Source organism: Vallitalea sediminicola, assembly GCF_054408565.1.
Map to the genome: position 1 here is coordinate 48,401 of NZ_BTPT01000027.1, position 13,841 is coordinate 62,241.

Sequence of the window (13,841 nt, forward strand, 5' to 3'; positions counted from 1 at the left end):
AATTTCCTCCTTATATTTAATTATTATTTAATTTATAATCTATTGCAGCAGCAGCTTTTTTTCCAGCACCCATAGCCAGTATGACTGTTGCTGCACCTGTAACAGCATCACCACCAGCATAAACATTTTGTTTGCTGGTTTCCATTGTTTCTTCTTCAACAATTAATCCTCCCCAAGACTGAGTCTTAAGTCCCTCAGTTGTTTGTCTAATAAGTGGGTTAGGGGTTTGACCAATCGCTACTATTACTGTTTCAACATCAATAGTGAAATCACTATCATCTACAGGACATGGTCTTCTTCTACCAGATGCATCTGGTTCACCAAGTTCCATTTGAATACAACTAATGCCTGTAACAGATCCATTTTCACCAATTATCTTAGTTGGATTTGTTAAGAGCTTAAATATAATTTCTTCTTCTTTAGCGTGATGTACTTCCTCTAGTCTAGCAGGAAGTTCATTTTCACTTCTTCTATAGATTATATAAACATTTTCTGCGCCAAGTCTTTTTGCAGTTCTTGCAGCATCCATAGCAACATTACCACCACCAATTACTGCGACACTTTTACCTACTTTTATTGGTGTTGCAGAATTTTTTTCATAGGCTTTCATAAGGTTGACTCTTGTTAAATATTCATTAGCAGAGTATACACCATTAAGATTTTCACCTTCAATGTTCATGAATCTTGGAAGACCTGCACCACTACCAATAAAAACAGCTTTATAATTATCTTCAAGTAATTCATCTATTGTTATAGAACGACCAACAAGTACATTAGTTTTAATATCAACACCTAATTTTTTAATGGTTTCGATTTCATTACTAACTAATTTCTTAGGAAGTCTAAACTCAGGAATACCATAAGATAAAACTCCTCCTGTTTTGTGCAATGCTTCAAATAATGTTATATCATAGCCTTTTTTAGCTAGTTCAGATGCACAGGACAGTCCGGAAGGACCAGCTCCTATAACAGCTACTTTTATATTGTTTTTTTCTATGTTTGAAGATTCCTCATTGCTTTTATGTTGCATATGATAATCTGCTACAAATCTTTCTAAACGACCAATTGCTACAGGCTCACCTTTAATACCTCTTACGCATTTACCTTCACATTGGTTTTCTTGTGGACAGACTCTTCCACATATAGCAGGTAATGAGTTTTCATTAGTAATTATTTTATAAGCTTCAACAAATTCACCATGGCTTACAGCGTTAATGAATTCTGGTATTGGTACATTTACAGGACATCCACTTACACATGGTTTGTGTTTGCATTGTAGACATCTTTTTGCTTCAGATATTGCTTCTTCTTCTGTATAGCCTAAAACTACTTCTTTAAAATTTTTGTTCCTGACTAAAGGTTCTTGTTCACTGATTGGTGTTTTTGTTAATGATTTATTAAGCATTTCTAGTCCTCCAATCCTAGTCTACATACATGATCTTTTTCTTCTTCTTTATACATACCTTGACGTCTCATGGCTTCATCAAAGTCAACTTGATGACCATCAAAATCAGGACCGTCGACACATGCGAATTTTGTTTCACCGCCTACAGTTACACGACATCCTCCACACATACCAGTACCATCAATCATAATAGGATTTAAGGAAACATTTGTTTTTATATTATGTTTTTTAGTTATATCACATACGGCTTTCATCATAATTAATGGTCCGATTGCAATAACTAAATCATATTTTTCACCATTTTCAATAAGCTCATTAAGTTTATCAGTTACAAAACCTTTTATACCTTTTGAACCATCATTAGTAGCATAATAAACGTTATTACTTATATTTTCCATTTCATCTTTTAAGATTATGAATTCATCACTTCTACCACCAAGTATAGTATCTACTTGTACACCTAATTCTTTCATTTTTTTCAGTTGAGGATAAAGTGGAGCGATACCAACACCGCCACCAATACCTAAAACTCGTTTTACTTTATGAAGAGGTGCTTCTTGACCTAGAGGTCCTACAAAGTCTTCAATAGAATCCCCTGCATCTTTTTGACTTAATTTTTTAGTTGAATAGCCTACAACTTGATATATAATAGTAACTGTTTCTTTTTCTCTATCATAATCAGCGATAGTTAGAGGAACTCGTTCGCCTTCTTCATCAACTCTAAGGATGATAAACTGTCCAGGTTCACATTTTCTTGAAACGTATGGTGCTTCTATTTCCATAAGTTCAACTAAATCATTTAATTTTCTTTTTGCTACGATTTTATACATTCTGACACCTCATTAGTATATTGTGATTGTTAATAATTAGACATTTTGTTACATATTAAATACTTAGTATAAAAATAATGCATAAATAAAGCTAGTTCATGATTTTTTTCAAATATTTGGCGGAATGCTAGCATTGACATTCTTCTAAGTTTTAGTTATCATGTACTTATGAAAAACATTATAATATGAAACATAAAAAAAAACTAACACTAAATTTGAAAAAGTAGTACTTTTTTGATTAATATTGATAAAAATTTAACAAAAGTAGGTGGAGTGATGTTAAATGTCTTTGATAAAAAACTAGAGAAGATTGATGGATTTGAAACAGATTACGTAAAAATACTTTATTATGATTTGCCAAAAAATTTTACTGGTGAATATAAATCATATAATTATGCCCGTTTTTGTACAATTCTCAGTGGAAGAAAGCATGTAACATTAAATAACAACAGGAGATTTGTGTATACGAAGGATAATTATTTATTATTACCTTCCAATTCAAAAGTGCATATGGATATAGATACACATACTAGAGCATTAGTATTCGAATTAAATGATGAACTAGTAAATAATGTACTAAATAAGATTAATATTAAAGAGGATATAAAGGAAGAAGTTAAATCAGATAACAATTATTTCTTAGGTCAAAACAAATATAATATATCAGAAGATATTAATAACATATTTGCGGCATCTAAAAGTAAAGATAATAATAATGAATTTTTGATTGACTTGTATGCTCAGAAACTAGTATTTGATTTGGTGAAAAATAAATCAACATATCAAATACTTAATAGAAATAGTACACACCCAATTAATATTGCTGTAAAGTATATTAATGAAAATATTGAAGAAATGATTAATATAAAACAGTTAGCTAAAGACTTGCATATGTCAGAATCCAATTTCTCACATTTATTTAAAAAAATTATTGGAATAAAACCAGTAGAATACATTAAGAATAAAAAATTAGAATTGGCGTTGGAGTATTTAAGAAATGAAAGCGTGACGGATGTAGCTTTTAATTTGGGATATGCCAATATATCATATTTCATCAGACTGTTTAAAGATAAGTATAATATGACACCCAAGCAATATAAATTAACTTATTTTGAAAAAAATGTAATTTAAATAAACTTTACAAGTTGAATTAAATAATTGCTATAGAACCAGCAATTATGTAGTTTCTTATTGAAATGGGTGTATATTTTACTAATATAAATAAAATATTTTTGTTATTATCATTGACGTATTATCAATAATATCTTATTATTGATGTGTAACACAATAATAGGAGAATACTTTGAATTGACAAAGTATTAATAAATAAATGAGGAGTGAAATTTCATGCCAGTAGTTGATTACAAAAATTATTGTAAAATGCTAGATAGAGCCTTAGAAAATAAGTTTGCTTATCCAGCAGTTAATGTTTCTAATGTTGAAACAGCTAACGCAGTTCTAGAAGCGTTCGCAAAGGCAAAATCAGACGGAATTATTCAAGTATCCATAGGTGGAGGAAAACATGCATCAGGTATGGTTGCTAACAGTGCGATAGGAGCTATATCACTTGCAAATCATCTTCATCTTATGGCTGAGAAATATGATATCAACATTGCTTTACACACAGACCATTGTACAGCTGCTAATGTTGAACCATTCATGAAGCCTCTTATTGAAGAGACTAAAAAAAGAAGAGCACAAGGATTACCTAATCTATTTAACAGTCATATGTTTGATGGTTCAGATATTCCATTAGAAGAAAATATTAAAATTTCTAAAGAACTTATGGCTCTTTGTGCAGAAAACGAAATCATACTTGAAGTTGAAGCTGGTGTTGTTGGTGGAGAAGAAGATGGTGTAAGTAATGAAAATGTATCAAAAGAAAAACTTTACACAACTCCAGAAGACATGCTTATGTTTGAAGAAGCATTAAAAGGTATCGGCGATCGTTATATGTTAGCTGCTACATTTGGTAATGTACATGGTGTTTACAAACCAGGAAATGTTAAATTGAAACCAGTAATATTAAAAGAAGGCCAAGATGCTTTAAAAGCTAAATATGGTCAAGATGCTAATTACTATTTAGTATTCCATGGTGGTTCAGGATCAACAAAAGAAGAAATAGAAGAAACATTAGAGTATGGTGCAATAAAAATGAATATCGATACAGATACTCAATATGCATTTACTAGACCAGTTGTTGAACATATGTTTAAACATTATGATGAAGTACTTAAGGTTGAGGGTGAAGTAGGGAATAAAAAAGTGTATGACCCAAGAGCATATTTGAAAAAAGCTCAAAATGGTATGGCTGATAGAGTTATTGAAGCTTGTAATGTATTAAGATCAAGTGGTCAAACTATGGGTAGACAATAAAATATATAAGTAAATATAGCTTAGCTTATTAATATAAGATGAGCTATATTTTTTTTGCTGTATTATAAAAATAAATATCTAGAAACAATAATATATGTTATAATTATAAATTATATATAAAAAACTAAATGATACTTTTGTATTATTTTGACAAACTAAAGTAAACATGTAATAAATACAATGAGGATTAGATAAGAAAGGAATAATTATTATGAAAAATTTAAGTAAAATATTATGTTTGATGTTGACACTAGTACTTGTTACTACAGTATTTGCAGGTTGTAAATCCAATAAGAAGAAAGATGTTGAAGATGATATATACAAGCAGCAACAAGAAAATGACAAAGATGCTGATAAAGATGAAGAAAACAAAGAAAATAATGTAGATGATAACACAAATGAAGGGGTTAAAGAAGAAGATAAAGATGAAACTGCTTCAGATGATACTAATTTGAAAGATACAACTATAAGAGTTGCGACATTAAAAGGTCCTACAGGAATGGGTATGGCAAAATTGATAGAAGAAGTAACAACAGGTGAAGCAGAAGTGAATTGCGAATTTACTATAACTGGTGCACCAGATGATTTGGTAGGTAAAATTGTTAATAAAGAAGTTGATTTTGCTTGTCTTCCAACTAACTTAGCGTCTGTTTTATACAATAAAACAAAAGGTGGTATTAAGATTGCTGCAGTTAATACACTTGGTGTGTTATATGTTATGGAAGTAGGTAATGAGATTAATGATATCAATGATCTAAAGGGTAAAGAAATCTATGCTAGTGGAAAAGGTTCAGTTCCAGATTATATTTTACAATATATATTAAAAGAAAATGATATAGATCCAGAAAAAGATGTTGATATTAATTTTTCTATGCAACATGCAGAAGTTGCTACAACTGTAATATCAGGAGATAATAAAATTGCATTATTGCCACAACCATTTGTGACTACTGTATCAATGAAAAATAAAGATGCTAGAATTGCACTTGATATGACAAAAGAGTGGGAAAAAATTCAAGGTGAAGATAGTCCTCTTGCAATGGGATGTATCGTAGTAGATGCAGAATTTGCAGCTAACAATAAAGAACTAGTAGATAAATTTCTACAAGAATATAAAGAATCAGTAGACTTTGTTAATGCTAACAATGAAGAAGCTGGTAAATTAATTGAAAAACATGAAATCTTACCTAGTGCTGCAATTGCACAAAAAGCTATACCTAATTGTAACATAGTTTACATGAGTGCTATTGATGCAAAAGATACATTACAGAACCTATATGAAATACTATTTGACTTCAATCCAAAGTCATTAGGAGGAAAATTACCTGATGGAGACTTCTATTACCAAAAATAGACGACTAGTATATAGAATAATAGCTTTAATATTTTGGATAATAGTATGGGAGATTATTGCCTTAGTTATAAATAAGGAAATATATCTTCCTACTCCTTATAATACTTTTAAAGTATTATTGGAAGAAATCAAAACAGTTATGTTTTGGCAGACGATTTTTGCAACTATATTCAGAGTTGCCGTCGGTTTTATAATAGCATGTATTGTAGGAATATTGGTGGGAATAATATGTGGTATCAATGAATTCATGTATGAGATTCTTAATTTAATTATAGTTGCAGTGAAATCAACACCTGTTATGTCTTTTATACTTATTGCCCTAGTATGGTTCAAATCAGAGAATGTACCTATTTTCATATGCTTTTTAATGTGCTTTCCGATTATATGGACTTCAGTTGTTGGAGGAATCAAACATATTGATAGAAGGTTAATAGATATGGCATATGTGTATAATGTTGATAAAAGGTATATAATAAAAGATATTTATGTGCCTTCAATCATTCCATATATTACAACTGCTATGATAACTTCACTTGGTTTGGGGTGGAAGGTAACAGTTGCAGCAGAAGTACTTAGTAGCCCTAAGTTTTCGATAGGTACCAAATTATATAACGCAAAAGTATATATAGAATCAGAACAATTATTTGCTTGGACAATAGTAGTTATTGTTCTTAGCTTGATGTTAGAATATATATTCAAATATTTACTTAGAAAAATGCTACCAGTGCGTATACAAAAGTAGGTGTGATAATGATGATTAAACTTAACAACATTAGTAAGGCATTTGATGATTTAACTATCTTCAAAGATTTTAATTTATCTATTGAAAAAAATAAAATAGTATGTTTTTTAGGTGCATCTGGATGTGGTAAGACTACACTTCTCAATATAATTTCAGGAACTATGAAATATGATAAAGGGTCTGTAGAAGGTATTAATGATAATGTATCATATGTTTTTCAAGATACTAGATTATTGCCATGGGCAACTATAGAAGATAATATTAAGTTCGTACTAAAAAGCAATAAGAATATAGATGTTGAAAAATCAGCTAAAAAGTATATAGATATTGTTAAGCTAAGTAGGTTTAGTGATTATTATCCAAAACAATTAAGTGGTGGTATGAAACAAAGAGTTTCTATCGCAAGAGCTTTCGCTTATCAATCTAAAATACTTCTTATGGATGAACCATTTCAAGGATTGGATTATGATCTGAAAATGGAGTTGATAAATGCTTTTCTAGAACTATGGGAAGAAGACAATAGAACGGTTATATTTGTCACACATGATTTAGAGGAAGCTTTATTATTGTCAGATAAGATATATGTATTAGATGGTAGACCAGTAGAAATTAAAAAAGAACTAGAAATAAGTATTCCCAAAAGGGAACGTATAAAACAAAAAGATAAATTGAATGAATTTAGAGAAATGTTAACTACTATTAATTAGTCTTTTAAGATATTAACCCTCTAAGCCTAGAGGGTTTTAATTATATATATTGAATTTAAATATCTATACACGTTTCAATACGTTCAATATATTTTCCTTGGTTTTATATGTTGAATAGAATAAAAGTTTAATTGATAGTATTTTGGAGGGACAATTTAGTGATTTACAAGAAGCATACATTAAATAAAAAATACAAAAATATATTTGATAGTTTCAGAAAGTATTTCTGGTCTTTTATTAAATATCAAATAGCAGCTAAGATTCTTGTTGCCATCGTCCTTATTCCAATATTTAAAGAGCTTTTTAAACTAATTCTAAAAAGTAAAGGGTTAAATATACTTTTGAATGGAGTTATATTAAAATTTCTTTTGTCTCCTCAGGGATTTTTAAGCGCAGTATTGATAATTATATTTGCAACATTAGTTCTTTTGATTGAATATGGGGGACTAGTAATTATTAGCTACGAAGCCTCTATAGATAAACAACCCAGCAGTCTTTTTAATGTCTTTAAGATTAGTATGAAAAGGTTTAAGAATCTCATTGGGTTTGGCGGTTTTTTAATATTGATTTATGTCATAATCATATTTCCTTGGCTTGATATGGGATATCATACAAGTTTATTAACATCGCTAAAAATCCCAACTTTTGTAAAGGCGTATATTAATAGAAATCAGTTTTTATATATGACTATGAAAATAGGAACTGTCATTCTTTTTTTCTTTTCCATAAGCTGGATTTTTTCTATGGAGATTATTATGTTGGAGAATAAATCAGCCCTTCAAGCCATGAAAAAAAGCTTTCGTTTAGTTATGAATAACTTTAAGATGATTATAAAACATCTATCAATTACAGTGGTATTGATGATTATCTTTAGTGTAGGTATATTTGGGAGTATAGCAATATCATTTCCAATCCTATCATATAACAATTCTATTACTAATATAGTTATCAATGGTTTAATTATTTTTCTTGGAGTTGTTTTATATGTAGCAAGTTTTTTAATGATACCATATGTTATTCATCATTTTACTTACCTGTATATAATTATTAATGATTGTCCTTTAGAGGTATTTCCTTCAAGTAAAAGATTAAAACCATCTTTGATAGATAGAATATTTAGTAATAGAAAAATTGTGAAATTAATGATGGTATTATCATTTGTCATTGTATTAGTTTTGACTAAATACATCTTAGCGGATTTTGAAAATACTCATTATAAGGTTGGTGTTACTGCCCATAGAGGCAGTTCAAAAGAAGCACCAGAAAATACTCTTGCGGCAATTAAAAAAGCAATTAACAACAAAGCAGATTTTGTTGAAATAGATGTACAGGTAACAAAAGATGGAAAAGTTGTACTATTTCATGATGAAAATCTAAAACGGATTACTGGACTCGATAAAGATCTATATAATGTTAATTATGACGAAATCAAAAAATTGGATGCGGGGAGCTGGTTCGGTGAAAATTTTGAAGGAGAAAGGATTCCTACATTACAAGAAGTAATAAATTATTCAAAGGATAAAATAAGGTTAAATATCGAATTAAAGCAAAGAGGTAAGAAAAAAGGTTTAGTGAAAAAAGTCGTAGATATTATTAACAAAAACAATATTGTCAAATCATGTGTTGTAACATCACTTGATTATAGTCTTCTACAAAAAGTCGAATTACTTAATAATGACATTAGAACAGGGTATATCATGTTTTTTGCAATAGGGGATATTAATAGTATCAAGGATGTGGATTTTTATAGTATTGAAGAAAGTTATGTTGATGAAAATTTTGTGCTGAAGGCACATTTAATGAATAGAGATGTCCATGTATGGACGGTAAATGATAGTGAAAAAATGAAGGAATTTATAGAAATGGGAGTAGATAACATAATAACTGATTATGATGAAGTACTAATAAATATGTTGAAGAATTATAAATGATATTACTTAAATAAATTATGATTATTATAAAAATGTGTCGGATAATATATATTTTAAGATGAATTATCCGACAGTTACTTATAGGTATGACTCATTGTTGCTATGTATTAGCATCAAAGTGCTGATATTGATTATCTTCCATTATAACTGGTGCGTGTTCCACTTCCATTATTTCTATTACGTCTGGTATTACCATTATTTGTATTACCTCTAGTTCCACCTCTAGTAGTACTATTATCTCTATGTCTATGATTGTTAGAATATCTTTCCTTATACTCTTCATAAAATTCTTTGTAAGTGGTTGTTATAGTATCGTGACCTCTTCTTCTGCTGCTGCTTCGTCTCAAATAAGCTACGCAATCATTATTTGGCGAATATTTATTTCCAATAGCTTTTATTCTTAATATAATTCCAACATCTGGACCCATTTTTACTTCAGCTCTGTTAGTATATACTGTTTTAGAGTTTGTAGTTTTAAATGCAACAACCTTAGAATAACTGGTAGGTTGTAGGAATTGTAGATAATAACTAGTAGCATGATCTACTGGATCCCAAGTGAAGATACATGATTGTTTTGAATTGTCATATCTTATCTTAACATTTTTGACTGGTAAAAGTTTATCTGGATTATGATTATTATTATCTTCAGGATTTGAAGGATCATCATTATCATCTTGATCTTTTTTCAACACTTTTGAAGCATAAAAATTAATCTCTTGATCATTTGTGTAATCAAGGTCATCCACTATTTTCAAATTAGCAAATATACTAGGATTATCTGCTTTTGGGTATTTACCAGTAATGTTAATGTTGATACCTTGGTTACCAGGTATTCTCAACTGGGTTTTGTCAACACATAGCTTGATATCATTATCTTGAATTTCGATAGTTACATCACGATAAGCTACACTGTCATTATAAATAGTTGTTGTCACAGAAAACTCTTCACCTTCATAACCTTCACCAATATTTATGTAACCATTAACACGAATAGGTCCAGTTTCAGCCATGGAAATAGTTGCATTTGATAATACTAACACTGAAATTAATAAAATACTAAATAATTTTTTAATAATACTCACTCCTTTTTATATTATATAATTGAGAATATTGCATATATGATGCAATATTCTATTAATAATAGCATATTAAAATATTTAATTCAACATATTTGTAATGAATTTGAAATCTTTGTATATTTATTTCGTTTTATAAAGAATTTTGTGATTTGGAACTAATTATTTAAGTGAGAGGTTTAAGGTTTCTTCACAATTGACGATATATATATATGAAAAGTATGTTACTAAGCAATGAATGTAATTAAATGAAGAGGTGTAAGAGGATGAATATTAATATGAATACTAATGGTAGTGTTAATAGTGTTAATACATATAATAACGCCATCAGTAATGGTAAAAAGGAAACTCCTATTACCAAGTTGCAAAAGCAAATGGTAAAAGTTGATAAGAGTATAGCTGGCATAAGAGAAAATGAAAAATTAACAGTTCAAGAAAAGCAAGAAAAAATTCAACAACTGGAAAAGCAAAAACAGGAGTTACTTCAAAAAATTAGTGAAGAAAAAATTAAAGAAAAAATGAATGAAGTAGAGGAAAAAATAGAAGAGGCAGAGGAAATAGAAGCAAAGAGAAAAGAAAAGGAAGAGAAACCACTAACTCCTTTAGATGAAATAAAAGCTGAATTAGGAATAGAAATATCTTCAAAAGCTATGATAAAAGCTTCTAGAGCTCTAGATACAGCAAATAGCAAATTTAACACAGCAAAAAACTTGAGACAAGGAGCTAAGATACTGGAAAAGGAACTTGAGACTGATAGAGGTAGAGGACAAAGTGTTGGTTTTAGTGATTATAGAGTTGATCAGGTAGTTTCATATCGTACAAGAGCTGACAAAATAGAAACAGAAGCTATGGAAGCATTGGGAAAAGCTAATAAATTAGTTAAAAAAGCAAGTGAAAAATTAGAAAAAGTCAAAGAGAAGAATGAAGAAATTAATAATAAGGTAGAAGAAGACAAAAAACAAGAAAAAATAAATTACACTAATCCTGAAAAAAATATAGAAGAGAAACAAAATGAAGATGGTATTGGTAAAAATGTAGATATTAAGTTGTAAATAATGATATTGGATGGGACTATAATTTAATTATAGTTCTGTTTTTTTATTTTAAAGACAATTAATCAAATTGAGATTTTGGTATTCATATAATTGATGGAATTTACTATGTAATAGTTAAGCAGAAAAATAAAAGTCGAAATAAAATGAAAAAAGTCAAAATAAAAATAAAAAACACGTTAAATAAAACATCAAATTATTGATATATATTGCATTTAGGATTATAATTAAAATGATAGTAAAAAACTATCATAATTTATAGGTTTAAGTAATCAATAAAATTGAAGGAGATGATTTTGAATGAAAATCAGAAAGCCCTTTACACTTCTACTAGTTGTATTAATGCTAGTAAGCGTTTTTGCAACATCTGCATTAGCTAAAGAAGTGTATACTGTAAAACCAGGAGATGTTTTATGGAAGATTGCTGAGAAATATGACACAACATGGGAAGAACTTGCAGAAGTCAATGAATTATCCAATCCTCATATGATATGCCCTGAGCAGAAATTAGAAATACCTGATGGAGCTGAGACAGTTACAGAAAATGAGGAAAAAGTTGAAGAAGGTAAAAAAGTAACAATACTTGGAACTAGTGACATACATGGACGAATATATGCATATGAATATGCTACAGATAGTCCTGATGCTGATGCAGGTTTTGCTAAGGTTCAAACCCTTATAAAACAAGAAAAAACAAAAGCACCAAATGCAATATTATTGGACTGTGGTGATACAGTACAAGACAATAGTGCTGAACTATTTAACGATCTTCCAATACATCCAATGGTACAAGCTATGAATACCATGGGATATGATGTATGGACACTAGGAAATCATGAGTTTAATTTTGATAAATCTTTCCTAGATAGAAATATTGAAGCATTTGATAATACTGTTTTAGCTGCAAATATTTATAAAACAGATAATACACGTTTTGTAGAGCCTTATAAGATTTTTGACAATGATGGCATTCGTATTGCCGTAGTCGGATTATTACCACCTCATATTCCTAGATGGGAAGCTAGTTCACCACAACACTTTGAAGGTTTGAATTTTACACAGCCATTAGAAGAAGCAAAGAAAGTTGTAAAAGAATTAGAAGGAAAATATGATGTTCTAGTCGGAGCATTCCATATAGGTCCAGATGGTGAATATGGTAGTCAAGGTGCATTAGAAATTGCTGAAGCAGTTCCTGAATTTGATGTTATCTTCTGTGGACATGCACACTCAAAATTCTCTGATAAAGAAGCGAATGGAGTAAAATTGATTGAGCCTGGATGTTATGGATGGGCACTTGCAAAAGCTGAAATTACAGTAGATGAATCAGAAGATGGATATATTGTTAAAGATGTTACCGTAGAGAACATAGAAACAAAAGAAATTGAAGAAGATAAAGAAATATTATCTGAATTTGAATTTGTACATACAAAATCTGTAGAAGATGCTAATATTGTAGTGGGACATATTGAAGATGATTATGTGAAAAATGTTGATTACATTACTGGAGAAGCAAAAGTAACAACAATGCCTACTGCTCAAATAGAAGATACTGCTTTAATGGATTTAATCAATGATGTACAATTATTTTACTCAGGTGCTCAGATAAGTTCTGCAGCAGCGTTTAAGAATGATATGAACCTAGTAAAAGGTGAGTTCAAGAAAAAAGATGTAGCTAATATATATAAATATTCCAATACTCTAATTGGAATAAACATTACAGGAGAAAACTTGAAAAAATATATGGAATGGTCTGCTAGTTATTATAATACTTATGCAGAAGGTGATATTACAGTAAGTTTCAATCCTGATGTAAGAGGATATAATTATGATATGCTTGCAGGAGTAAACTATGAAATTGATATCTCAAAAGAACCTAATGCTAGAATAACTAATCTAACATTCAATGGTGAGCCAGTTAAGAATGATGAAACATACAAATTGGCTGTCAATAATTATCGTTTTGGTACATTAAAAGGACTGGATCTTGTGACTGACGAAGATGTATATTATGATTCCTATGAATCAATGCAAGATGCTGGTAGAATACGTGCCTTAATAATTAAATATATTAGAGAAGAAGAGGATGGCAAAGCAGTACCAACAGTTGATAATAACTGGAAGATAATTGGTATTGACCTAGAAAGTCCTTACAAAGATACTGTATATGAAATGATAAGAAATGAAGAAATTGCAATTCCAAGATCTGAGGATGGAAGGACACCTAATGTAAAATCAATTAATGTTAATGATTTGATTGAAGAAGGCAAAATTGAAGAATCTAAAGATGAAGATTTACCAAAAGCATCATAATAAGTAAAGGGAAAGAGGCTGCCAGACAGCCTCTTTTAACCATTTTGATTACTATGAT

General features: G+C 29.6%; 11 protein-coding genes. 8 read left to right on the top strand and 3 right to left on the bottom strand.

All coding sequences use genetic code 11. From position 1 onward, the window contains the following. Nucleotides 1-16: 16 nt before the first annotated feature. Nucleotides 17-1,405: an NADPH-dependent glutamate synthase gene (gene gltA, locus ACX6CF_RS12635; protein ID WP_458785697.1), complete on the bottom strand. Its 1,389-nt coding sequence runs from the start codon at nt 1,403-1,405 to the stop codon at nt 17-19. Nucleotides 1,406-1,407: 2 nt separating this feature from the next. Next, nucleotides 1,408-2,235: a sulfide/dihydroorotate dehydrogenase-like FAD/NAD-binding protein gene (locus tag ACX6CF_RS12640; RefSeq protein WP_458785698.1), complete on the bottom strand. Its 828-nt coding sequence runs from the start codon at nt 2,233-2,235 to the stop codon at nt 1,408-1,410. A 234-nt stretch (nt 2,236-2,469) separates the two neighbouring features. Here ACX6CF_RS12640 and ACX6CF_RS12645 point away from each other — a divergent pair, with 234 nt between their 5' ends. The 6 genes from ACX6CF_RS12645 (at nt 2,470) to ACX6CF_RS12670 (ending at nt 9,345) form a co-directional block, all read left to right on the top strand. Further along, nucleotides 2,470-3,366: a helix-turn-helix transcriptional regulator gene (locus ACX6CF_RS12645; RefSeq protein ID WP_458785699.1), complete on the top strand. Its 897-nt coding sequence runs from the start codon at nt 2,470-2,472 to the stop codon at nt 3,364-3,366. 216 nt (nt 3,367-3,582) lie between these two features. Next, nucleotides 3,583-4,611 carry a class II fructose-bisphosphate aldolase gene (gene fbaA, locus ACX6CF_RS12650; protein ID WP_458785700.1) on the top strand — a complete coding sequence of 343 codons (1,029 nt, stop codon included), beginning with the start codon at nt 3,583-3,585 and terminating at the stop codon, nt 4,609-4,611. A 211-nt stretch (nt 4,612-4,822) separates the two neighbouring features. Further along, complete coding sequence (locus ACX6CF_RS12655; RefSeq protein ID WP_458785701.1) at nt 4,823-5,965, top strand: ABC transporter substrate-binding protein; 1,143 nt, start codon at nt 4,823-4,825, stop codon at nt 5,963-5,965. Next, on the top strand, nt 5,940-6,707 hold the full coding sequence (locus tag ACX6CF_RS12660) for an ABC transporter permease (RefSeq protein ID WP_458785702.1): 768 nt from the start codon (nt 5,940-5,942) through the stop codon (nt 6,705-6,707). Before ACX6CF_RS12655 ends, ACX6CF_RS12660 begins: the two co-directional genes overlap by 26 nt. Before the next feature lie 8 nt (nt 6,708-6,715). Continuing rightward, the gene (locus ACX6CF_RS12665; protein WP_458785703.1) at nt 6,716-7,414 is read left to right on the top strand and encodes an ABC transporter ATP-binding protein; all 699 of its coding nucleotides are present in this window, start codon (nt 6,716-6,718) and stop codon (nt 7,412-7,414) included. A 158-nt stretch (nt 7,415-7,572) separates the two neighbouring features. Continuing rightward, nucleotides 7,573-9,345: a glycerophosphodiester phosphodiesterase family protein gene (locus tag ACX6CF_RS12670; RefSeq protein ID WP_458785704.1), complete on the top strand. Its 1,773-nt coding sequence runs from the start codon at nt 7,573-7,575 to the stop codon at nt 9,343-9,345. 131 nt (nt 9,346-9,476) lie between these two features. Here the strand turns inward: ACX6CF_RS12670 and ACX6CF_RS12675 are convergent, their stop codons facing one another. Next, nucleotides 9,477-10,427: a hypothetical protein gene (locus tag ACX6CF_RS12675; RefSeq protein WP_458785705.1), complete on the bottom strand. Its 951-nt coding sequence runs from the start codon at nt 10,425-10,427 to the stop codon at nt 9,477-9,479. A 260-nt stretch (nt 10,428-10,687) separates the two neighbouring features. Between ACX6CF_RS12675 and ACX6CF_RS12680 the strand changes: the two genes are divergently transcribed. Next, a complete protein-coding gene (locus ACX6CF_RS12680) occupies nt 10,688-11,473 on the top strand; it encodes a hypothetical protein (RefSeq protein WP_458785706.1) in 786 nt (261 codons plus the stop codon). Between the two features lie 300 nt (nt 11,474-11,773). Then, nucleotides 11,774-13,783: a 5'-nucleotidase C-terminal domain-containing protein gene (locus ACX6CF_RS12685; RefSeq protein ID WP_458785707.1), complete on the top strand. Its 2,010-nt coding sequence runs from the start codon at nt 11,774-11,776 to the stop codon at nt 13,781-13,783. The last annotated feature ends 58 nt before the right edge of the window (nt 13,784-13,841 follow it).

Bases quoted from the DNA above. Each gene is read 5' to 3' on its own strand.
- gltA (WP_458785697.1), bottom strand. From the start codon at position 1,405: ATGCTTAATAAATCATTAACAAAAACACCAATCAGTGAACAAGAACCT.
- ACX6CF_RS12640 (WP_458785698.1), bottom strand. From the start codon at position 2,235: ATGTATAAAATCGTAGCAAAAAGAAAATTAAATGATTTAGTTGAACTT.
- fbaA (WP_458785700.1), top strand. From the start codon at position 3,583: ATGCCAGTAGTTGATTACAAAAATTATTGTAAAATGCTAGATAGAGCC.
- ACX6CF_RS12655 (WP_458785701.1), top strand. From the start codon at position 4,823: ATGAAAAATTTAAGTAAAATATTATGTTTGATGTTGACACTAGTACTT.
- ACX6CF_RS12660 (WP_458785702.1), top strand. From the start codon at position 5,940: ATGGAGACTTCTATTACCAAAAATAGACGACTAGTATATAGAATAATA.
- ACX6CF_RS12665 (WP_458785703.1), top strand. From the start codon at position 6,716: ATGATGATTAAACTTAACAACATTAGTAAGGCATTTGATGATTTAACT.
- ACX6CF_RS12680 (WP_458785706.1), top strand. From the start codon at position 10,688: ATGAATATTAATATGAATACTAATGGTAGTGTTAATAGTGTTAATACA.
- ACX6CF_RS12685 (WP_458785707.1), top strand. From the start codon at position 11,774: ATGAAAATCAGAAAGCCCTTTACACTTCTACTAGTTGTATTAATGCTA.